At 69.9% G+C, this 19,981-nt stretch carries 18 protein-coding genes and 2 pseudogenes; 9 read left to right on the plus strand and 11 right to left on the minus strand.

The annotated features are described in order from the left end of the window. Position 1 precedes the first annotated feature (1 nt). From phnC to LJB74_RS18480, 4 genes are read left to right on the plus strand one after another with little or no spacing between them, the layout of a single operon-like run. Entirely contained in the window at positions 2–826 is an 825-nt protein-coding gene (gene phnC, locus LJB74_RS18465) for a phosphonate ABC transporter ATP-binding protein (protein WP_259309912.1), read from the plus strand. Continuing rightward, complete coding sequence (gene phnE / locus LJB74_RS18470; protein ID WP_310650869.1) at positions 823–1,623, plus strand: phosphonate ABC transporter, permease protein PhnE; 801 nt, start codon at positions 823–825, stop codon at positions 1,621–1,623. The genes phnC and phnE (LJB74_RS18470) overlap by 4 nt, the downstream gene beginning before the upstream one ends. Further along, a complete protein-coding gene (gene phnE / locus LJB74_RS18475) occupies positions 1,620–2,453 on the plus strand; it encodes a phosphonate ABC transporter, permease protein PhnE (protein WP_259309913.1) in 834 nt (277 codons plus the stop codon). The genes phnE (LJB74_RS18470) and phnE (LJB74_RS18475) overlap by 4 nt, the downstream gene beginning before the upstream one ends. Beyond that, positions 2,431–3,294, plus strand: a complete 864-nt coding sequence (locus LJB74_RS18480; RefSeq protein ID WP_259309914.1) for a MurR/RpiR family transcriptional regulator — start codon at positions 2,431–2,433, stop codon at positions 3,292–3,294. Before phnE (LJB74_RS18475) ends, LJB74_RS18480 begins: the two co-directional genes overlap by 23 nt. A 141-nt stretch (positions 3,295–3,435) precedes the next feature. Here LJB74_RS18480 and LJB74_RS18485 read toward each other — a convergent pair whose 3' ends face one another. From LJB74_RS18485 to LJB74_RS18495, 3 genes are all read right to left on the minus strand, one after another. Then, positions 3,436–3,999, minus strand: coding sequence for a hypothetical protein (locus LJB74_RS18485; RefSeq protein WP_259309915.1), 564 nt, complete (start codon positions 3,997–3,999; stop codon positions 3,436–3,438). A gap of 155 nt (positions 4,000–4,154) precedes the next feature. Then, positions 4,155–4,976 (minus strand): phosphoenolpyruvate hydrolase family protein, encoded by an 822-nt coding sequence (locus LJB74_RS18490; RefSeq protein WP_259309916.1) that lies wholly within the window; start codon positions 4,974–4,976, stop codon positions 4,155–4,157. 2 nt (positions 4,977–4,978) lie between these two features. Then, positions 4,979–6,223 (minus strand): Tm-1-like ATP-binding domain-containing protein, encoded by a 1,245-nt coding sequence (locus LJB74_RS18495; protein WP_259309917.1) that lies wholly within the window; start codon positions 6,221–6,223, stop codon positions 4,979–4,981. Positions 6,224–6,397: 174 nt separating this feature from the next. Between LJB74_RS18495 and LJB74_RS18500 the strand changes: the two genes are divergently transcribed. Both LJB74_RS18500 and LJB74_RS20705 read left to right on the plus strand, forming a co-directional pair. Next, positions 6,398–7,810, plus strand: a complete 1,413-nt coding sequence (locus tag LJB74_RS18500; RefSeq protein ID WP_259309918.1) for a PLP-dependent aminotransferase family protein — start codon at positions 6,398–6,400, stop codon at positions 7,808–7,810. A gap of 188 nt (positions 7,811–7,998) precedes the next feature. Beyond that, positions 7,999–8,940, plus strand: coding sequence for a cold shock domain-containing protein (locus tag LJB74_RS20705; protein WP_310650870.1), 942 nt, complete (start codon positions 7,999–8,001; stop codon positions 8,938–8,940). 810 nt (positions 8,941–9,750) lie between these two features. Here the strand turns inward: LJB74_RS20705 and LJB74_RS18520 are convergent. The 4 genes and pseudogenes from LJB74_RS18520 to LJB74_RS18535 all read right to left on the minus strand — a co-directional run. After that, positions 9,751–9,978: pseudogene (locus LJB74_RS18520) on the minus strand (transposase); the annotation flags it as partial. Between the two features lie 2 nt (positions 9,979–9,980). After that, positions 9,981–11,975 (minus strand): tyrosine-type recombinase/integrase, encoded by a 1,995-nt coding sequence (locus LJB74_RS18525; RefSeq protein ID WP_259307424.1) that lies wholly within the window; start codon positions 11,973–11,975, stop codon positions 9,981–9,983. Next, the gene (locus LJB74_RS18530) at positions 11,972–13,030 is read right to left on the minus strand and encodes a tyrosine-type recombinase/integrase (RefSeq protein ID WP_259307738.1); all 1,059 of its coding nucleotides are present in this window, start codon (positions 13,028–13,030) and stop codon (positions 11,972–11,974) included. The genes LJB74_RS18525 and LJB74_RS18530 overlap by 4 nt, the downstream gene beginning before the upstream one ends. Before the next feature lie 61 nt (positions 13,031–13,091). Then, positions 13,092–13,502: pseudogene (locus LJB74_RS18535) on the minus strand (transposase); the annotation flags it as partial. A gap of 345 nt (positions 13,503–13,847) precedes the next feature. Between LJB74_RS18535 and LJB74_RS18540 the strand changes: the two are divergent. After that, positions 13,848–14,576: a metal-dependent transcriptional regulator gene (locus tag LJB74_RS18540; RefSeq protein WP_168631449.1), complete on the plus strand. Its 729-nt coding sequence runs from the start codon at positions 13,848–13,850 to the stop codon at positions 14,574–14,576. 11 nt (positions 14,577–14,587) lie between these two features. Here LJB74_RS18540 and LJB74_RS18545 read toward each other — a convergent pair whose 3' ends face one another. The 4 genes from LJB74_RS18545 to LJB74_RS18560 form a co-directional block, all read right to left on the minus strand. Next, positions 14,588–14,821: a hypothetical protein gene (locus LJB74_RS18545; RefSeq protein WP_168631448.1), complete on the minus strand. Its 234-nt coding sequence runs from the start codon at positions 14,819–14,821 to the stop codon at positions 14,588–14,590. A gap of 53 nt (positions 14,822–14,874) precedes the next feature. Beyond that, positions 14,875–15,021 carry a hypothetical protein gene (locus tag LJB74_RS18550; RefSeq protein WP_168631447.1) on the minus strand — a complete coding sequence of 49 codons (147 nt, stop codon included), beginning with the start codon at positions 15,019–15,021 and terminating at the stop codon, positions 14,875–14,877. An 87-nt stretch (positions 15,022–15,108) separates the two neighbouring features. Next, on the minus strand, positions 15,109–17,418 hold the full coding sequence (locus LJB74_RS18555) for a heavy metal translocating P-type ATPase (protein ID WP_168631446.1): 2,310 nt from the start codon (positions 17,416–17,418) through the stop codon (positions 15,109–15,111). A gap of 193 nt (positions 17,419–17,611) precedes the next feature. After that, complete coding sequence (locus tag LJB74_RS18560) at positions 17,612–17,929, minus strand: helix-turn-helix transcriptional regulator (RefSeq protein ID WP_168631445.1); 318 nt, start codon at positions 17,927–17,929, stop codon at positions 17,612–17,614. A gap of 365 nt (positions 17,930–18,294) precedes the next feature. Here LJB74_RS18560 and LJB74_RS18565 point away from each other — a divergent pair, with 365 nt between their 5' ends. Beyond that, positions 18,295–18,963, plus strand: a complete 669-nt coding sequence (locus tag LJB74_RS18565) for an NRAMP family divalent metal transporter (RefSeq protein ID WP_259309919.1) — start codon at positions 18,295–18,297, stop codon at positions 18,961–18,963. Then, positions 18,963–19,946: an NRAMP family divalent metal transporter gene (locus LJB74_RS18570; protein ID WP_259310413.1), complete on the plus strand. Its 984-nt coding sequence runs from the start codon at positions 18,963–18,965 to the stop codon at positions 19,944–19,946. The genes LJB74_RS18565 and LJB74_RS18570 overlap by 1 nt, the downstream gene beginning before the upstream one ends. Positions 19,947–19,981: the final 35 nt, after the last annotated feature.

The raw sequence follows: 19,981 nt of genomic DNA on the forward strand, positions 1-19,981 counted from the left end.
CATGCATGACGCGATCACTGCCCCGGAGGTGGGGGACCTTCCCCCCGCCTCCGGGCCGTGGCCCATCCGGCTGACCGATGTCACGGTGCGCTACCCCAACGGTGTGATGGGCCTGCGAGGTGTGTCGTTGGCGATCGAGCCGGGAGAGATGGTCTCCGTGGTCGGGCTGTCGGGCTCGGGCAAGTCGACCCTGATCCGCACCATCAACGCGCTGGTGCCGGTCACCTCCGGCACCGTGCAGGTGGGCCCCTACACGGTCAACGAGCTCCGCGGGCGCCGGCTGCGTCAGGTCCGGGGGAGCATCGGGATGATCTTCCAGGGCTTCAACCTCGCGGACCGCGCGAGCATCTACCACAACGTCCTCGTCGGGCGCTTCTCGCACACCCCGACGTGGAAGACGGTGCTCGGCGTGGCCAGCGCTCGGGATCGCGAGATCGTGATGAGCGCGCTGGACTCGGTGGGCATGCTCGAGAAGGTGTGGGGCCGCGCCGGGGCGCTGTCCGGCGGTCAGAAGCAGCGGGTCGCGATCGCCCGCGCGCTGTCCCAGCAACCCCAGGTCATGCTCGCGGACGAGCCCGTCGCCAGCCTCGACCCGCCGACGGCGCACACGGTGATGTCGGACCTGCGCCGCATCAACACCGAGCGCGGCCTGACCGTGCTGGTCAACCTGCACGTGATGGATCTCGCCCGGCAGTACACGACGCGGATGATCGGCCTGCGCGCCGGCGAGATCGTGTACGACGGGCCTGCCGCGTCGGCGACCGACGCCGACTTCGAGGCGATCTACGGTCGTCCGATCCAGACGCGCGACATCGTGGGGCAGTGATCGTGAGTCAGCTGTCCGTACCTGCTCGACCGCGCACGTGGCCGCGCGTCGCCGTCGTCGTCGGGGTGATCGTCGTCATCACGGTGCTGACGACGTTGCCTGCGCTCGGCGGGGTGCACATCGACCTGGCCGCGATCGCACGCAACTGGGACAACGGCTCGCAGCGGATCGCGAAGCTCTTCCACCCGGACCTGTCGATCCTGCCGCGAACCTGGAAGCCGTTGCTCGAGACGCTCGAGATGGCAGTGGTCGGCGCGGCGCTGTCCGCCCTGCTCGCCCTGCCGCTCTCGCTGTGGGCAGCTCGCCCGACCAACCCGAGCGCGAGCCGTGCTGCCGTCCGTGCCGTGCTCAACGTCATCCGGGCGGTCCCCGACCTGGTGTACGCGACCATCCTGGTCGCGATGGTGGGCGTCGGCGCGCTGCCTGGCGTGATCACGCTCGTGCTGTTCGACCTGGGCATCGTGGTCAAGCTCGTCTCCGAGGCCATCGACTCGGCCGACGCGTCGTACATGGAGGCCGGTCACGCTGCCGGCGGCACGCAGAGCCAGATCAACAGGCTCACGGCACTGCCCCAGACCTGGCCCGTCTACGCCAGCCAGGTGCTTTACTCGCTCGAGCTCAACGTGCGGGTCTCGTCGATCCTCGGCCTGGTCGGCGCCGGTGGGCTCGGTCGCCTCATCGACGAGGTCCGCGGCTTCTACCGCTACGGCGCCCTCTCGACGATCGTCCTGGAGATCCTCGTGGTGGTCATCGCGATCGAGGTCGCCTCCAACTACCTGCGCAAGAGGCTGCGATGACGGCCGCGACGCTCCCCATCGTGCGGCCCCCTCGGCGCGCGAGCCGCCTCGGCGTGCGCGCGGCGCAGCTCGTGGTCGGCGGTGTGGTGCTCGGGGCAGTCCTGCACCTGAGGATCAGCTGGTCCGACCTCGCCGGGCTCCCCAGCGACCTGCGCCACTACCTCGGTCTGATGTTCTCCAGCCCGAACTGGAGCCGGCTGCCAGCCGCGCTGTACCAGACGTGGGTCTCCGTCTCGATGGCGTGGGTGGGCGCCGTCCTCGGCGTGATCCTGTCCACGGTGCTGGGCATCCCGGCCGCAGCCGGGGTGAGCCCGCTGTGGGTGCGGCTGCCGCTGCGCGGGATCTTCGCCGTCCTGCGCGCCGTCCCCGAGGTGATCATCGCGATCATCATCCTCACCGTGACAGGCCTCACGCCGTTCACCGGAGCCCTCGCTCTGGCGATCGGTGGCATCGGCACGCACGGCAAGTGGACATACGAGACGATCGAGGCCGTTCCTGGCGGCACCGCCGAGGCGGTGAGCGCCGCAGGGGGCAACGTGCTCGAGGTTGCCCGCTGGGGACTGTGGACGGCCGCTGCGCCCGAGCTGATGTCGCTCGCGCTCTACCGGTTCGAGATCAACGTCCGCACGTCGGCGATCCTGGGGCTGATCGGCGTCGGCGGCGTCGGTGACATGCTGACCGGGTACACCCAGTACCGTCAGTGGGACAGTGTCGGGGTGCTCATCATCGTGGTGATCGCGGTCACGATGGTCATCGACGCGATCTCCGGGGCGATCCGCCGACGCATCATGAGAGGAGCCCGCACTCGTGACGTGGACGGGACCAGCTGACGCACCGCCGTCGGTGCGCATCGCCACGTTAGGACCGTCGCTGCAGCCCAGCGAACGGCGCGTGGCGGATGCGATCGCCGCGGATCTCGAGGGCTCGGTCGAGTGCACGGCCCAGCAGCTGGCCGACCTCGTCGGGGTGGGACGCGCCTCGGTGATCCGGCTGTCGCAGACCCTGGGGTACGAGGGCTACCCGCAGCTGCGCGTCGCGCTCGCGCGTGAGCCGGTGCTCGCCACGGGCCGGCAGCCCAAGGCCGGTGACGGCACCTCGCTGGGGACGCTGCGTGCCGGGATCGACACGTTCGGCCGCAGCCTGCCACGGATCACCGCCGCACTCACCGACGAGGCCGTCGTGGACTTCGTGACGGCGCTCGACCAGGCCAATCGCGTGGTGATCGCCGCGAACGGGCTCTCGGCGCCGCTCGGTCTGGACGCCGCCATGCGGCTCGGCGCGGCAGGGCGCCCCGCGGAGTACCTGCCGGACACGCTTGCCCAGGAGATCGCGGCGCGCCAGCTGTCGTCGCGCTCGGTGTGCCTGGCGCTCTCCGGCTCGGGGGCGAACCGGCTGACTCTCCAGGTGGCATCCGCGGCCCGGGACGCAGGAGCCCGCGTCCTTGCCCTGACATCCTTCGCCAACGCTCCGCTGGTGGCCGTGGCCACCACCGCGCTGATCATCCCCCCGATCATCGAGTCCTTCCGTGACGAGCTGCTGCACACCTCGCGAGCCGCGCTGACCTTGGTCAGCGAACAGCTGGTGGAGCTTCTGCTCGAGCATCGCGGTGAACGAGCGGCGGAGTCGCGCGCCGCGGTCCTCACAGTGCTCGGGCAGAGCCTCGGCGAGTAGGGCCGGGCGCGTGAGCCGGCGTCCGCCATTGGCGCCGTTGGGGAACGCGTTGGTGCACGTCCGGCCGGTCGCCCAGCTCGGTCGAGCGTCGGGGACGCCCGCACCGACGCGGTCGGTGCGGGCGTCCCCGGTACGGTCAGCTCACTTCACCTCGCGGGGGAAGGTGAACCAGATGTTGAAGAGCGCGAGGAGCACACCGAACACACCCATCGCGATGGCCCAGACCGCCGCCCAGATCGGTGCAGCGCCGCCCGTGACGACCTGCGGGAAGCTCCCGGAGAAGTAGACCGCCAGGACCATCGAGATCCCGTTGAAGAACGGCAAGGAGCCCTCTTGGAGGACCGCGAACCACTTCATCGAGTAGACCACCGCGGACATGCCGACGAACAGCGCGAGCATGACGGCGAGGTCACCCTGGGTCACGAGGCTGGGCAGGAAGTCGAGGTATGGGATCGCGGCCAGGATCAGTCCCGTGATGATGGCGGAGTACGCGAAGCTCGGCAGGATCGTCTTGATGGCCGACGGCTTCGCGCCGAGCGTGAAGTACTCCGCCCAGACGATGAACGAGACCCAGACGGCGAAGTTCCACGTGCCGAGCCAGAGTGAGAACGGTACGGAGATCAGGACCGTGGTGCCGATCGCCAACCAGAGCGGGATGGTCTCCTTGATCTGCTTGGTGTCGGGTTCAACGGTGGTTGCGGACATGACTCTGCCTCTCTGAAGGATCATGGGGTCGTTGCCCGGCGCGCGCACGCGCGTCGGATCTGCTCCGTCGCGTCGGCACGGCGGACTGACCTCGACGCGCGGAGCGAGGTCGGTCCACCCCGCGCGTCCGAGGTTCCTTGGTGTGGTGCGGGCGGTCAGAGGGTGAGGGCCTTGAAGCGGGCGGCTTGGGCCTTGATGGCGAGCTCGGTGGGCAGGCGTTCCATCGAGGACGCGCCGTAGAACCCGACGATCCCCTCGGTGTGGTCGAGGATGTACTGCGCGTCATCCGGCTCGGCGATCGGGCCGCCGTGACAGAGCACGAGGATGTCGGGGTTCACGCGCTTGGCGGCGTCGTGCAGCTCTTGGACCTTGACGGCCGCCTCGTCCAGGGTGATCGCCGTCTGGGCCCCGATGGTCCCGCTCGTCGTCAGGCCCATGTGCGGGACCAGGATGTCGGCACCGGCTCTCGCCATCGCCGTCGCCTGGTCGGTGTCGAAGGCGTAGGGCGTGGTCAGCAGGTCGCGCTCGTGCGCGAGGGCGATCATGTCGATCTCGAGGCCGAAGCTCATGCCGGTCTCCTCGAGGTTCGCCCGGAACACCCCGTCGATGAGTCCGACGGTCGGGAAGTTCTGCACCCCGGCGAAGCCCGCACGCTTGAGGTCGTCGAGGAACGGGCCCATGAGACGGAAGGGGTCGGTGCCGTTGACGCCGGCGATGACCGGGGTGTCCTTGACGACGGGGAGCACCTCGTTGCCCATCTCGGTGACGATCGCGTTCGCGTCGCCGTAGGCCATCAGCCCGGCGAGAGAACCGCGGCCCGCCATCCGGTACCGGCCGGAGTTGTAGATGATGAGCAGGTCGATCCCGCCTGCCTCTGCCGACTTGGCCGAGAGGCCGGTCCCCGCTCCGCCGCCGACGATCGGCTTGCCCGCCGCGACGGTCGCGCGCAGTCGGGCGAGTGCTGTGGTCCTGTCCATGATCATTCCTTCTCTGTGGTGGTCGTACCGGTGATGAGTGCGTGGAGGGCGTTCGCCGCAGCGAGACCGAAGCCCGGGTCGTTGATCCGGCAGTCGACGTCGGTGACGGGAATGCCGGTGCCGTCGAGACCTTGGTGGATCGCCGCGAACAGCGCTGCATCGGCTGCCGCGTCCTCGAAGGGGCCGTCGGCGACGTCGATCCCCGAGACGCCCTGGAGGGGCAGGAAGACGGCCACCGGACCTGTCGCAGCGGCGAGCTTCGTCGCGATGGACGTCCCGAGCGTGGCCATCTCGCTCGCGGACGTCCGCATGAGGGTGACCGTGGGGTTGTGCACGAGGAACCGCCGCCCGGCGAAGCTCGCGGGGATGGTCGCCTCCGGCCCGAAGTTGACCATGTCGAGCGCGCCGACGCTCACCACCTGAGGCAGACCCATTCGCCCTGCGGCCTCGAGGCGGTGCGGCCCGGCGGTCAGGACCCCGCCGACGAGGTCGTCGGCCAGCTCGGTGGTGGTCAGGTCGAGGACCCCCGCGAGGAAGCCGGCCTCGGCGAGCGCCTCCATCGCCTTGCCACCCGCGCCCGTGGCGTGGAAGACGAGAACCTCGTAGCCGAGCTCGGTCAGCCGGGCCCGCGCCTCGTCCACCGCAGGGGTGGTCAGGCCGAACATCGTGGCGCCGATCAGCGGCTTCTCGTCCTCGGCCGGCGCGTCTGCGGTCGCGGCGTAGTGCTTGGCCATCGCGGCGATCGCCGCGACGGCGTTGCCGAACACGCGCCGGGAGATCGAGTTGATCCCCGAGACGTCCACGACCGAGTACATGAGCGTCACGTCCGAGACGCCGACGTACGGGCTGACGTCGCCCGCGGCCATCGTCGAGACGAGCAGCTTCGGCACACCGACGGGCATCGCCTGCATGGCCTTGGCGGCGACCGAGGAACCCCCGGAGCCGCCGACGGCGAGGAGGCCATCCGCCTGGCCCTCGTCGACGAACCGCTTGACGAGCACGGCCGCGCCACGGGCCATGACTCTCATGCTCGCCCCGCGATCGCGTGCGGCGCGGAGCTCCTCGAGGTCGTCACCCGCAGCGGCAGCGACCTCGGCGGGAAGGACGTCGGCGATGCCGTGTCCGTCCGAGAACACCCCTGCATCGATCAGGAGCGTCTCGCATCCCTCGTCGCGGAGCCGGTCGCGCAACCACGCGTACTCCTCACCCTTCGTGTCGAAGGTTCCCAGCAGGATCACTGTTGCCATCGAAGTCAACCTCTCCGTCGGAGCGCAGTCTCCGATGACTGCCGCGTCCGTGCCTCAGCATCCGCGCGCGCACGGGTCGCCGCCCACGCCAGTTCGGCGCAAGTGGATCGCTGGGCCTCGACCGGTGCCCCCTAGCATCAGGACCAGCGCACTACCCGATCCGAGGAGGCGACCGTGCCCACCCGCTCAGCCGACTCGCACGTCGAGGTGGCGACGCTGTGCCGCCTGCTCGGCGACTGGCCGGAAGCCGGCCGCACGCTTCCCGACGCGCTGGCTGCGGCGATCGGGGAGCTCATCGACGAGAGCGTGCTGCGCGACGGTGCGATCCTGCCCTCCCAGCGTGTGCTGGCCGATGCGCTCGGGGTCTCCCGGGTCACCGTGGCCGAGGCGTACGACCTGCTGAGCGCCGAGGACCTCCTGGCGACTCGGCAGGGCTCGGGCTCGCGCGTCCGCAGTCGCACCGGAGTCGGGTGGTTAGGAGCGAGCAACGCGACCGAGGGGCGACTCGCCTCGCACACCGGGCACGAGAACCGCTCGATCGATCTCACGAGCGGCGCACTCCCGGGGCTGCCGATGGTCGCCGAGGCGCTCGCCTCGCTGCGCGAGGAGGACCTCGGTGACCTCGTCGCCGGGGACGGGTACTTCCCGGCGGGGCTGCCTGTGCTGCGCGAGGCCATCGCGGCCCGGTACACGCGCGACGGCTGGCCCACGGAGCCCGACGAGGTCCTGGTCACCGGTGGTGCCCAGCAGGCGGTCTGGCTCATCGCCCACACCTTCGTCTCCTCCGGCGACGAGGTCGTCGTCGAGGAGCCCACCTACCGGGGGTCTCTCGAGGCCTTCCGCGCCTGCGGCGCCCGACTCCTGCCTGTCCCCATGGGACCGACGGGCCTCGACGTCGCGCACCTCGCCCGGCTCCTGGAGAGCCGGCGTCCCCGCCTGCTGTACGTCCAGCCCATCGGGCACAACCCGACGGGGGTCAGCATGCAGAGCGCGGACCGTGGTCGGCTGGCCGAGCTGGTGCTCCGGCACCAGGTCCTCACCGTCGAGGACTCGTGCACGACGGACGTGCTCCTCGACCGGAGCACCCACCGGGCGCCGTGGGGCTCGCTCCTTCCGGGTGGCCCCGTGCTCACGGTCGGCACCGCCTCCAAGCTCCTCTGGGGCGGACTGCGCATCGGGTGGATCCGCGGCTCGCACGGCGCGATCGTCCGACTCACCGAGGCCCGCAAGGCCGTGGACATCGCCGGACCGGTGCTGGACCAGCTCGTCACCGCCCGGCTCCTGGCCAGGGCGGACGAAGCCCTTGCCCAGAGGCATGCCCAGCTGGCTGCGGCGCTCGATGAGGCGAGCCGCGTCCTCGCCCAAGTGCACCCGCACTGGACCTGGACGCCGCCCAGTGGCGGCACCGGGCTGTGGGTCGACACCGGCACGGACGCCGTCGCGCTCGCCGAGCGTGGACGACGGCGCGGGGTCAGGGTCGTGCCAGGGCCGACCTCCTCGGTGTTCGGCGGCTTCGGCACGCACCTGCGGCTTCCCTACTGGCATCCCGCCGACCAGTTCCGCGAGGGCCTGCTGCGACTGAGGTGAGCAAGGCCTCGACCTGACGTCGGCCGTCTGGGTGACGGCTCCGTCCTGGTCGGTCGAGGTGTGCGTGCTCATGACAGTCGCCACCGCACACTCCTGGGCCTGGTGCGACTCGTGCGGGCCGCAGTCGACGCGCGGCTCGGTCAAGGGATACTGGGTGCCAGCAACGTCCGCTCGACAAGGAGTCAACCGTGCCCCAGGGAACTGTCCGCTGGTTCGATGCTGAGCGGGGGTTCGGCTTCCTCTTCCTCGGGGACGGGACCGAGGACCTGTTCGTGCACGCGTCCGAGATCGTCGGCGGCGACGGGCCGAGGGTGCTCCGAGAGGGGCAGGTCGTCGAGTTCGAGCTGGGCGAGGGGGACCGCGGCCCGCAGGCGCGCCGCGTCCGGGTCACGGGGGATGTCGCCCCCGACGCGCCCGTGGGCGTGCTCGGCACGGTCTCCTGGTACGAGCCGGGCAAGGGGTACGGCTTCATCACGCCCGACGGCGGTGGCGCCGAGATCTTCGTGCACAGCTCGGCCATCGTGGGGGGCGGCGTGATCGCGGAGGGACAGCGGGTGGCGTTCCTGGTCGTCGACGGGGAGCGGGGGCCGCAGGCGGACCACCTGCTGCGGCTCGGGGCCGAGGCGGCTGGGCGACCTGTGGCGTCCGACGGAGCGGACGGCACCGTGTCCTGGTACGACGCGGACAAGGGTTTCGGGTTCGTGACTCCCGACGTCGGCGCCGACGACATCTTCGTCCACGTCCGGTCGCTCCCTGGGGGGCTGACCGAGCTCGTCGAGGGTGATCGCGTGACCTACGACGTCGGCCAGAGCGAGAAGGGGCTCCAGGCCCGGAACATCCAGCTCGTGCGCGGCTCGGCTCCACGGGACGCCCACGTGGCTCCTGCGCGCGGTCGGTCGGGCCCGCCGGCGGCGTCAGCCGGGCCTGTGCACGGCGGCGAGGGCGTGGTCGCGCGCTACGACGCGGAGCGCGGGTTCGGCTTCATCACCCCGGATGCGGGGGGCGCGGACCTGTTCGTGCACGTGTCGGTCGTCCGTGGCGCCGAGTCGCTGCAGGAGGGTGATCGGGTCCGGTTCAAGGTGCGGCAGAGCGATCGAGGACCGCAGGCCGACAGCGTCGAGCTGCTCTGAGAAAGGGATGGCCGGCGCGCGGCGCCGGCCATCTTCGGGGCCGTCGGTAGCGCGAAGGCTTGCTCGCGCCCGCTCGTGCGACGAGCCGGTGTCTCGACTAATGAGATGCGGCGCGTTCCCATGTGGGAGACGCGCCGCTGACCTGCACCAACATGGTGGGCGATACTGGGATCGAACCAGTGACCTCTTCCGTGTCAGTCATCGGAACGACGTCCGCCTGTGTCCGGCGGCGTCCGTCTGGGCTGGTCACGCAGGTTGCGCGTCCGCGGACGGACGTCCGCGGACGGGGCCGGTCGTCGGCGGGTTGCTACACGCGTTGCTGTCAGCGTCTCGGCCCTTGGGGTCGAGGTACCAAGCGGGTCGTCGTGCATGGTTATGCAGACGGGTCGTGCGGGCGGCTCGGGGCTGCACGGTCGTCGACAATCGCGACCTCGGTGGTGTCGCTGCACGGAACCCCACCGCGGTCGGCGGGCGCTGAGTGGGAGACCTGCCGTTCCCAACCGCATCGGGGCCCCCCGTGCACCGGCCGCGTTGACCCCCGCCACGTCTGGTGCCCGGGGTGTGATCGCGTCGTCGCGGCGGTCGAGTATCTCAGCGTCTCCGGGCAACGTTCAGTGCGCTCCCAGGTTGTAGGCGGATATTCGTCAACTGCGGGCAGCCCAGGCGGTTCGAATCGAGATCCGCACGGCGAAGCAAGGGGTGACCATGGACGTGGGGGTTGCCTCGCGCCTTGATGGCAGCTGGTTCAGGCTGCCGCGGGTCAAGTCCCCGGGGCGTGGTGTGTGACGGCTTCCGCGTGATCTTCGATGGTTAGGCGCTGAGCGCCGGGAGCTGGTCGGTGGTCACCTCCGGGGCGTTCTCGGGCAAGGCGGTCAGCCGTGATCGGCCGAGGACGTCCAGGGCGAGGTAGCGGCGTCCTTCGGCCCATTCGTCGTGCTGCTCAGCCAGCACGGCGCCGACGAGTCGGATGATGCTGGTGCGGTCGGGGAAGATCCCCACGACGTCGGTGCGCCGGCGGATCTCCCGGTTCAGGCGCTCGTTTAACCGGCTCTCGTGGGCGGGGCAAGGGCTGGGGGGTTCTCGGTGCGTGGGCGGAGCCGGTCGAGGTGGTGCTCGATGGCGGTCGCGGCGCGGTCGTGGCGGGCTGCTTCGGAGGCCCATCCTCGGGCTTCGGCGTCGGTCTGCAGGGCGCGGATGTCGGCGACCTGGTCGGTCAACGCTGCGGTGAACTCGGCGGCTGGGGTGAAGTGGTCGCAGGTCTCGCAGATGTTGGCGTAGGGGCAGGCGCCCTGGGCCTGGTGGCGCGAGCAGTACCCGTTCCCGAGCCGGGTCTTGAGCATCTCGGTGCCGAGCCAGGCGATCTTGTCGGGCACGATCGGGCGTCCGACGGGGGTCAAGGTGAGCTGGCGTCGGAGCTTGCCGATCGACTCGTCGTAGGCGGCGCGCAGGGTCGGGGAGGCCAGGGTGGCGTAGCGGATCGTCATCTCGGGGGTCACGTGCCCGAGCAGCGCCATGAGGGCTTGCAGCGACATGCCGGCGTTGGCAAGGGCAGTCGCGTAGGTGTGGCGCAGCTGGTGGGGGGTCACGACCAGCACCTGTGCGCCGGGGCCGTGCAACTGGGCGTCGCGGGCGGCGGTCAGCAGCCCGTTGCGCAGCCTCGTGGCGCCGAGCCGGTGGCCGTGCTCGGTGAAGAAGAAGTCGGTCGGTGCGCCGGTCCGCGGATGGGGCACGGGTCGGTGCTGCCCGCGGGTCGCGGCCCATTGGTCCAGAGCGGTGAGCGTGTCGTGGTCCAGGGGGACCATGCGTTCGGTGGCGAGCTTGCCGAGCGGGACACGCAGCCAGGTCCCGGCAGCGGCGTAGTCGACGACGGCGTCGAGCTCGAGGTCGAGCAGTTCCCCGATGCGCAGGCCCGCGCCGCGCAGCACGGTCAGCCCGGTGCGGGCGAACGGGTCGTCCAGTTGGGCAACGGCGCTCATCAGTGCGGCGTCGATGTCGGGTGCGAGGGCGCGGGGCAGGGGACGGTCGAGCTTGGGGATGTCGGCGGCGAAGACGAGTCGGCGGGCCGGTGCCTGGTCCCAGCCCCAGGCGGTGATGTCGTCCAGGAGGTTGCGTAGGGTCAGGACGGTGGAGGCGGCCACGGACCGGGAGATGGTGCGTCCGGTGCCGGCGGCGGCTCGTTGCCCTCGCCAGCCTCGGGTCTGGTTCCAGGCCAGGAAACCCTCGACGTGCTCACGGCGCAGGTCGGCGAAGGTTCGCAGGTCGCGGTGGTGGGTGGTGAGGTATTCCGCGACCGGCAGGAGGTCGTTGACCAGGGACTCGACTGACTTCGGGCGTAGCACGGTGGCGCGCGTGCGCACGTAGCGCCCGATCACCTCGCGGATCGGTTCGGCCATGGCGACGGCGTCCAGACGCTGCTCGAGGCTGCGGGCCCAGGGCCGTCGTCTGGGTGGGTCGTTCACGATGTGGGCCTGGAACAGGATCTGACGCAGGCTGGCCAGTCGGCACCGGTAGGCCTTCTTCGTCGAGGCTGGGATCGTCACGCTCGAGTGGAGTGCAGCGTCGAAGTCGTCGATCACCGCGCTCGTGACCTGGCTGACGGCGCCCCCGTGCCAGGCGAGGATCACCGCGAGGCACTCACCCAGCACGGTCTGGACCCATGTCTGGGTCCAGCCCAGTGTCGCGCCGCCCGTCCGGGCGGCGGTGAAGCCGCCCGGGTCTCGGGCTTCGATCGTGGCAGCGAGGCCGGTGAGGTTCTTCGCCCCGGCCAGGTCCAGGTCCAGGCGCACGAGCCCAGCGCCGATGGCGTGGACGAGGAAAGGCCATGCCCCGGTCCGGCGCAGGTCCTGCACCCGGACGCCGGTAGGCAGATCCATCCAGGCGGTCAGGTCGCCCGCGGTGGTCAGGAACGTGCGGGCGGCGCGCAGCCGGTCGCGTCGGGCCCGGTCGGACAGCTCGAGGGTATCCAGGTGATCGACGTAGTCCCCGAGAAGATCGTGGTCGCCAGCGGTCGCGATGCGCGCGACGGCGGCGCTCATGACCGTGCCCCGCTCATCACGGCCCGGGCGGCGGCGTACTCGGCCGCCAGGTGCTCGATCGACAGGTGCACGTAGGCGGCGGTGGTCTGCGGGCTGACGTGGCCCATCAGGTCCCGCAGCGCGAGCAGGTCGATCCCCGCTGCGGCGAGCTCGGTGCCGTAGGTGTGCCGCAACCTGTGGGGGCGAACCCGGATCGCACCGGAGGACGCCCGGTGGCGGCGGAACAGACTTCGCAGCGCCGCCTCACCCATCGGGCGCCCGGCGCCCGGGCCCCGCAGGACGACGAAGGCTTCCGGGGTGGCCAGACCGAGGGGCCGCTCCAGGCGAAGATAGGCGCCGAACTCGGTGAAGAAAGCCGCATCGATAGGGACGACGCGTTCCTTGGCGCCCTTGCCGACCACCCGCAGGCGCCGTCGGCCAGTATCGATGCTTTCCAGGAGCAGCCCGCGGACCTCGGCCGAACGCAGTCCGCCGAGCAGCATCGCGAGCACCATCGCCCGGTCCCGGTGAGTGCGCAAGCTCCCCAGGAACTCCTGGACCTGATCCATCGGCAGGGACTCAGGCAACTGGCGCGGTTGACGCACCAAGCGACCACCACCACGGGCACGTCCAGACCCGAGATGGCCGAGCAAACCCCCAGGTGCTGGCCTGGCTCCGGCGCCCCGCCGCGGCGTCGGGACCGGGTTCTGCGCCCGGGCCCCCGTCATCACCTGATACTCGAAGAACGCGCGGACCGCTGCGACACGCCGGTTCACCGAGGACGGCGCCGCGCCCGGGCGCCGCAACGCCACGACGCCGCCGGCCTGGCCCGGTCGGCGCACCCCTTGGACGTCGATCCACTCGAAGATGTCCGTCGGGCCCACGTCCGCCACCAACAGGTCCCGCCCACCGATGAACCGAGCGAAGTTCAACAGGTCGTAGGCGTAGGCCCGCACCGTCGCAGGCGAGAAGCCCCTGCCGGCCAGGTGCCCCAGGAACGCGTTCACCTCCCCGACGCCAACCCAGCCACCGCTCAACTCGTGCCCGCCGTCAGTACGTCGCACCCGCAATTCCATGACCCCTCCCCTCGCCAGCTCCCCGCAGGATCCGCCCGCCCCGACCCGAGCCCGGGCAGCCTCACGCCGCCAGCGCCAACGTGTCGCCCGAGAACCGGTTAACAGATATGGGGTTGTTGGACCAGATCTGGCGCCAGACCTCCTTGGGGAACGCGGTGAACGCGAGGAGGTCCTCCCGGGCGGCCTCGAGGTGGTTGCCGACCGTGGGGAGCTTGTCGGCGACGGCGTCCAGGAGCCGGTCGAACTGGGCGTGGACCGCGTCGGTGTCGACCTGGTCGCAGACGCTGTGGAGCATCGTCTTGACCCATGGCCAGGACGACTTGGGGCAGGTCGACATCAGGTTCGCGGCGTAGTGGGTGCGGCAGCGTTGCCAGCTGGCGCCGGGCAGGGTCGCGCCGATCGCGGCGACCAGCCCGGAGTGGGCGTCGGAGGTCACGAGCTTGACGCCGGTCAGGCCGCGGGCGGTCAGGTCTGTGACTTCTGCCGGTAGATGGCGGTGTTCTCTGGGCGACCGATGGCGGCTCGCTGTGCCGTCGATGCGGCGGCCGCCGCTCACTGGCGGTGTCCTGCTGGCTGTCTTCGGCGGGACATCGCGACAGACGGTGCTTGGTTAGCCGTTGCTGGGAATCGGACCGACGGTGAACCGCCCAATCAGTCCTTGGTATCACCCTAGCCAGTCCAGGTAGACGCCCGTGGTCCACGCGATGGCCCGGTGGCTCCGCGAGCAAGGCGGCGCCGATGATCAGCCCTTCCGGGTCCCTGTGTGCCACACCCAGGTGCGCGGGGTTGCTCGAAGTGGCGCCCGTAGGATCGGGACATGGGAGATCGACGTGCTTCGGAGATGGGGGAGAACTACCTCCGGATCATCTGGAAGGCGCAGGAGTGGCCTGGCAGTTCCGTGTCTACGAACGAGATCGCCGAGACTTTGGCGGTAACGCCCTCGTCGGTGTCAGCCAATCTGAAGAAGCTCGCCCGGGACGGATTGATCGACTACGAGCCGTATGGGCGCATCGGACTTACCCCCGCCGGTCACGAGATCGCCGTGATGGTTGTGCGTCGCCATCGCGTCTTGGAGACCTACCTGGTCGAGCGTCTAGGTCTCGGTTGGGATGAGGTGCATGTAGAGGCGCATGCCCTCGAGCATGCGGTGTCCGACCTTGTTCTGGACCGCATGGATGAGGTGCTCGGCCACCCTGCCCGCGACCCGCACGGAGACCCGATCCCTCGCTCCGATGGGAGCATCGAGCGCGCTGTGGGGTCCAGCTCCGCAGCGCGTCTGAGTGAGATCGACCCCGGCGCTCACGGATGTGTCATTCGCATCTCGGATCACGAGCCCGAAATTCTGCGGTATCTCGAAGCGCGGGAGATCAACCTCGGGACCCGTATTCACCTGGATGAGAGGAACCTGGCAGTTGGTTCCGTGTTGATCTCCCATTCAAGCGTGACGGGTGAGCGCGTGGGGGATCGCGTCGAGGTCGCCATCGGCGCGGCCGATGCGGTGTGGGTCAGCGTCGACTCATACCCTGTCGACCCTCCTGGTCGCTGATCAGGCTGCAACTACTCCGGCAGGATGTCACCCACGGGTAGCCCGGTGATCGCGTCAGTGGCGGCGGTCGCTCCATCGACAACGCTGGTCGCCTCGTCAACGAGGCCGGTTGCGGAGTTCGTGAAGTCCTGCACTACGGTCGTGGCCGACTCGCCGAGGGAGCCCAGGTCGGCTGGCAGCCCAGGGATCTCAAGCCCCACCGCCTCCTTCACACCGATGATTGCGTTCTTGAGCGCTTCCCACATGGGGTCCTCCGTCGTTGTCGGTCAGTACGGTCTGGGTATGGGGATGGGTGAGTTCAGGGTCTCCGGGTCATCTGGGCGCGCAGCCGTGCCAGATGGCGACGGTTCTCCGGCTTGGCCGCCTGCCGTCGGGCTTGGTCGATCACGGTGCGGCCCTGGGGGCTGCGGACGAATGCGGTCAGCTTCTGGATGAGGTTGGACATCGGGTTTCTCGCTCTCGGGTGGATTCGGCGGGCGTTTCAGGCGGCGGAAGCAGCGACCCACGGGTCGTGTCGGCCCACTGCTGCGGCTCAGTTGCCAGTGCTGCGTGCTCCGGTGGGCACGAGGCTGAACGCACCCTCTTCTTCCTGGGCGTTGTGCAGGCGTAGGACTGCGTACAGCCCGTAGAGCAGTCGTCGGAGCTCGACGACGTCTTCGGGTTGGACGGTGTCGTTGTCCAAGTTGGTAAGCAGTCGGCGCAGGCGGCTGACCTGGTGCTCGATTTCCGCGTGGGTGCGGCTGATCGCGGCGGTCGTGTCGGAACTGCCGAGGGCCCGGTCGACCAGCGGCACGAGCAGCGACTCGTCGGCCCGCTCGTGCGGGAGGAGTTCTCCCTCGAGACGGTCGAGCAGGGTGTGTGCCGGAGCGAGATCGCAGTTCTGCGTGGAGAGGGTGTCGGCCACGGCCCGGATCTGCTCGACGACGGCGAGCACCGCGTCGTGCTCGACCTTCAGTTCGTGCGCGATGGCGATGTCGGCTGACGGCATCGCGATCGTGTGGACCTTGCCGGGAAGGACGGCCCGCAGGGCGATGCCGATCGCGAGGATATCGATGACTTCCTGGGTGACCGCACCGGCCGCCGGCGGGAGCAACCCGACCGCTGCTGCGACCATCGCGACCAGCGACAGGCCCATACCCACCAGGACCGCCTGCAGGGCGATGCGCTTGGACCGGCGGGCGATGAGGATCGCATCGGCGAGGGCATCGAGCCGGTCGACTGTCAGGACGACGTCGGCGGCCTCCGATGACGCGGTCGCTCCCCGCGCGGCCAGGGCCACGCCGACCCCCGCGGCGGCCAGCGCCGGGGCATCGTTCACGCCGTCACCGACCATGATTGTCGCGGCGTGCGCGGCCTCGGACTCGATCGCGGCGAGTTTGTCGGCCGGGTCGCAGTCGGCCAGCACGGTATCGACCCCGACGATCCGCCCGACGGTGTCGGCGATGTCGGCCCTATCTCCGGTGACCAGGACGACCCGGCTGATGCCGGCCTCGCGCAACGTGCGGATCATTCGCGGCGCGTCGGACCGGATCGGGTCCTGGAGAAGGAACGCCCCCGCCGGTTCGCCGTCGATCGCGACGAACACGGTGAGTGAGCCGTCCAGGTCCGCGCGCCGGCGCACCTGACGCACCCATGCGGGCTGCGTGTCGCCGACGATCCACTCGGCCTTGCCCACTTGCACCTCGTGGGTGCCGACCCGCCCGCGCAGCCCGTACCCGTGCTCTTCCTGCACGTTCTCGGGCATCTCCAGCGTCAGGCCGCGGCGGGTCGCTGCGGTGACGATCGAGGAGGCGAGGACGTGCGGGGATACCTGGTCGAGCGAGGCCGCCAGGCGCAGGACCTCGTCGGCGTCCACCCGGTCGCTGGCTGTGACGACGTCGGCCAGGGTCGGCTGCCCCTGGGTCAGGGTGCCCGTCTTGTCGAAGAGCATGACGCGCCCGGCAGCCAGCCGCTCCAGCGCGCCGCCACCCTTGACGACAACACCGATGCGCGCAGCGCGGGACAGCCCGGACATGATCGCGATCGGTGCCGCAAGCAGCAGCGGGCACGGCGTCGCGACCACCAGAACGGCGACCGCGCGCACCGCGTCCCCGCTGAGTACCCACGCCACGCCAGCTAGCACCAGGGTGAGCGGGACGAAGACAACCGCGATCCGGTCAGCCGCGCGCACGAACGGCGCCGACGACGCCTGCGCTTGCTCCACGAGGCGCACCACACCCGCATAGGTGGACTCCGCAGCCACCGAGGTCGCGACGAGGTCGATCGGCGGCCCGGCGTTGACCACCCCGCTGCGCACTTCATCCCCTGCCGGTCGCTCGACCGGCAGGGACTCCCCCGTCAGCGCGGCTTCGTCCAGGATCCCACCCGACACGAGGCGCCCGTCGACCGGAACGACCTCCCCCGTGCCCACCAGGATCCGGTCCCCCCTGCAGACCTCGTCCACAGGGACCTCGACGACACTGCCCTCCAGCCGGCGCCGGGCCGTGCGCGGGGCCCGCTCTACCAGCAGGCTCAGCTCGCGCCGCGCCCGTGCCGCCGCCCTCGCCTCAAGCAGTTGGCCCGAGGCGAGCATCACCGTGATCATCGCGCCTGCGAACGGCTCGTCTACCCACAGGGCACCAGCCAGTGCGAGCAGCGCGATGACGTCGACGCTCGGCTGACGGCGCCGGATCGCGCCCGCCGTCCACGCGATCGAGAACGCCAGCCCGAGTACCGTCCCGGCAACCCACAGCGACTCCGAGAACGGCATGGCACCCAGCAGCCACGCCGCGCCGCCCCCGAGCAACAGCACGGTGGAGGAGACGAAAAGCAGTAGCTGCACACGACTGCGAATCCACGTCATCTGAACAGTCTGTGAACCCGCCCGGCTATGTGTCTACGCGCAAAGGAAGTTGTGGCACGCCTCATGAGCGATTGCACGGATCACCACAAATCGATCCAGGGCCTTCGCGTGCGTGCGCCTCGGCCATCGCAAGGGGATGGTGGCGCGCTCAGCGCGCAGCACTTGCGTAACTTGCCCCGCCCGTGTCGGGGGGTCAGTCGCGCAGGTCGAGGATGTGTTCGACGGCTTGGTGGACGAGGGTGACGATGTGGGGGTCGGTGACTCGGTAGAGCAGGCGTCGGCCATCGCGGCGTGCGTCGATCCATCCGGCCAGGCGCAGCTTGGCCAGGTGCTGGCTGATGCCGGCCTTGGTCCCGCCGACTGCGGCGACGAGCGTGGTGACGTCGACCTCGTCGTTGGACAGGATCCACAGCAGGTGCAGGCGGCCGGGGGCGCTCAGGAGAGCGAAGACTTCGGCGGCGTCCTCGAGGACGTCACGAGCCGGCGCGTCGCGGCTTGTCGGCTGGGTCATGACTGTCTCCGGATCGTCGAGTAAGGCAAGACTATAGTTGCGCAACCACTTGACAGTCCATGTACGGCGCGCTCTACTTCTCGTGTCGACCGGACGTCTCTGCGCGCCATGGCCGCGCCGGACCCGAAGAGGAGGTGAGGGGTATGAATCCCGGACATAGTTGCCCGCCCAGCGATCTCCCTTCATCGCCGGTCGGCCCGCGTCTCGGAGAGCTGTAACCCGCTTCCGTCACCATCAGGTCGGCCTCGCACGTGGCTCCTCGGCGTTGAGGATGTCCGCACCAGGTCGCGCGCCAGCATGCGTGCTCGTCCCCTCTTCCTTCTGCGCCGCCCTCGGGGTGCGCGCTGCTGCGCTTGGAGCATGTGATGACCGCTGAGACGACTGGCCGCAGCGCGGTTCTCGACAGCGCCCACGAGGGCGACATCCAGGGTGCGTTCGGCACGATCCGCCAAGGCGATGTCGCGCCCCGCACCCGGACCTCGATGCGCCTGAAGACACTGCTGGCGGTCATCGGTCCCGGCCTGATCGTGATGGTCGGCGACAACGACGCCGGTGCGTTCGGCACCTACACCCAGGCTGGTCAGAACTACGGCACACGCATGCTGTGGACGCTGCTGCTCCTGGTTCCGGTGATCTACGTCAACCAGGAGATGGTCCTGCGCCTGGGCGCGGTCACAGGCGTGGGACATGCACGGCTGATCCTGGAGCGGTACGGGAAGTTCTGGGGCGCGTTCAGCGTGATCGACCTGTTCGTCCTGAACGCGCTGACGATCGTGACCGAGTTCATCGGCATCAGCCTCGGTCTGACCTACCTGGGCCTGCCGAAGATCCCGGGCGTCTTCGCCGCCGCCGTCATCGTGATCGCGTCGGTCTCCACCGGGTCGTTCCGACGCTTTGAGCGCGTCAGCCTGTTCCTCGTCGCTGGCTCCATGACGCTGATCCCGATCTTCCTGGCGGTCCACCCGCCGGCCGGGCAACTCGTGCACGACTTCGTCGTCCCGGGCCTGCCCGGGGGTCAGAGCTGTCCACCGTGATGCTGCTGATCATCGCCATCGTCGGGACGACCGTCGCGCCGTGGCAGCTGTTCTTCCAGCAGTCGTACCTCATCGACAAGCGCATCACCCCCCGGTTCATCCGCTACGAGCGGGTCGACCTGTGGATCGGGATCCTCTTCGTGGTCGTCGGCGCCGGCGCGATGATGGCGTTCACCGCGACGGCGTTCGCCGGCACGCGCGGGCAAGGCAACTACACCGACGCGCTCGGCGTCGCCCAGGGGCTCGCGGCCCACGCCGGCCACTGGGCCGGGATCCTGTTCGCGATCGCCCTCATCGACGCGTCGATCATCGGTGCAGCCGCCGTGGGCCTGTCGACGTCCTACGCGCTCGGCGACGTGCTGGGCCTGCGCCACTCGTTGCACCGGCGCCCGTCAGAGGCCAAAGCGTTCTACGCGATCTTCGCCGGTCTGCTGCTCGTGTCCGCGGTGATCGTGATCATTCCGGGCAGCCCGCTGGGCCTGCTGACCGAGGGCGTGCAGACGCTCGCGGGCGTGCTGCTTCCCTCGGCCACGGTGTTCCTGCTGCTGCTGTGCAACGACCGCGGCGTGCTCGGACCGTGGACCAACGGGCGCGGCATGAACATCTTCAGCGGCGTCATCATCGCCGTGCTGGTCATGCTGTCCACGGTCCTGACCGCCAGCGTGCTGTTCCCCGGCATCACCTCGGTCCAGATCATCGCGATCTTCGTCGTCGGAACGGTCCTCACCGTTGTCGCCGGGGCGTACCTGGCCTGGACCGCACTTCGCCACCGGAACAAGGCGCCAACTGTTCCGGTCGATCCCGCGCGCCCCGCCGAGCCGGAGCTCGACCGCGCCACCTGGCGGATGCCTCCGATCGCACTGCTGAGCAAGCCCGTCATGAGCGCCGGTAGCCGGACCGGACTGGCGGTCTTGCGCGGCTACCTCCTGGTGGCTTCCGCACTCGTCGTCGTCAAGGTCGTCCAGCTCGCCATGGGCTCTTGACCACCTGCGCTACCGCGTACCGACCAGAAAGAGCA

Origin of the sequence: Cellulomonas sp. P24 (assembly GCF_024704385.1) — a bacterium.
In the GTDB taxonomy this organism is placed as follows: Bacteria; Actinomycetota; Actinomycetes; order Actinomycetales; family Cellulomonadaceae; genus JAJDFX01.

What these genes read in the sequence shown, in the direction of transcription:
- phnE (WP_259309913.1), top strand. Translation starts at nt 1,620, where the DNA reads ATGACGGCCGCGACGCTCCCCATCGTGCGGCCCCCTCGGCGCGCGAGC.
- LJB74_RS18545 (WP_168631448.1), bottom strand. Translation starts at nt 14,821, where the DNA reads ATGTGGGAAGCGCTCAAGAACGCAATCATCGGTGTGAAGGAGGCGGTG.
- LJB74_RS18550 (WP_168631447.1), bottom strand. Translation starts at nt 15,021, where the DNA reads ATGTCCAACCTCATCCAGAAGCTGACCGCATTCGTCCGCAGCCCCCAG.
- LJB74_RS18540 (WP_168631449.1), top strand. Translation starts at nt 13,848, where the DNA reads ATGGGAGATCGACGTGCTTCGGAGATGGGGGAGAACTACCTCCGGATC.
- LJB74_RS18565 (WP_259309919.1), top strand. Translation starts at nt 18,295, where the DNA reads ATGACCGCTGAGACGACTGGCCGCAGCGCGGTTCTCGACAGCGCCCAC.
- LJB74_RS18490 (WP_259309916.1), bottom strand. Translation starts at nt 4,976, where the DNA reads ATGGACAGGACCACAGCACTCGCCCGACTGCGCGCGACCGTCGCGGCG.
- LJB74_RS18570 (WP_259310413.1), top strand. Translation starts at nt 18,963, where the DNA reads ATGCTGCTGATCATCGCCATCGTCGGGACGACCGTCGCGCCGTGGCAG.
- LJB74_RS18560 (WP_168631445.1), bottom strand. Translation starts at nt 17,929, where the DNA reads ATGACCCAGCCGACAAGCCGCGACGCGCCGGCTCGTGACGTCCTCGAG.
- LJB74_RS18525 (WP_259307424.1), bottom strand. Translation starts at nt 11,975, where the DNA reads ATGAGCGCCGCCGTCGCGCGCATCGCGACCGCTGGCGACCACGATCTT.
- phnC (WP_259309912.1), top strand. Translation starts at nt 2, where the DNA reads ATGCATGACGCGATCACTGCCCCGGAGGTGGGGGACCTTCCCCCCGCC.
- LJB74_RS18485 (WP_259309915.1), bottom strand. Translation starts at nt 3,999, where the DNA reads ATGTCCGCAACCACCGTTGAACCCGACACCAAGCAGATCAAGGAGACC.
- LJB74_RS18530 (WP_259307738.1), bottom strand. Translation starts at nt 13,030, where the DNA reads ATGGAATTGCGGGTGCGACGTACTGACGGCGGGCACGAGTTGAGCGGT.
- LJB74_RS18555 (WP_168631446.1), bottom strand. Translation starts at nt 17,418, where the DNA reads ATGACGTGGATTCGCAGTCGTGTGCAGCTACTGCTTTTCGTCTCCTCC.
- LJB74_RS18495 (WP_259309917.1), bottom strand. Translation starts at nt 6,223, where the DNA reads ATGGCAACAGTGATCCTGCTGGGAACCTTCGACACGAAGGGTGAGGAG.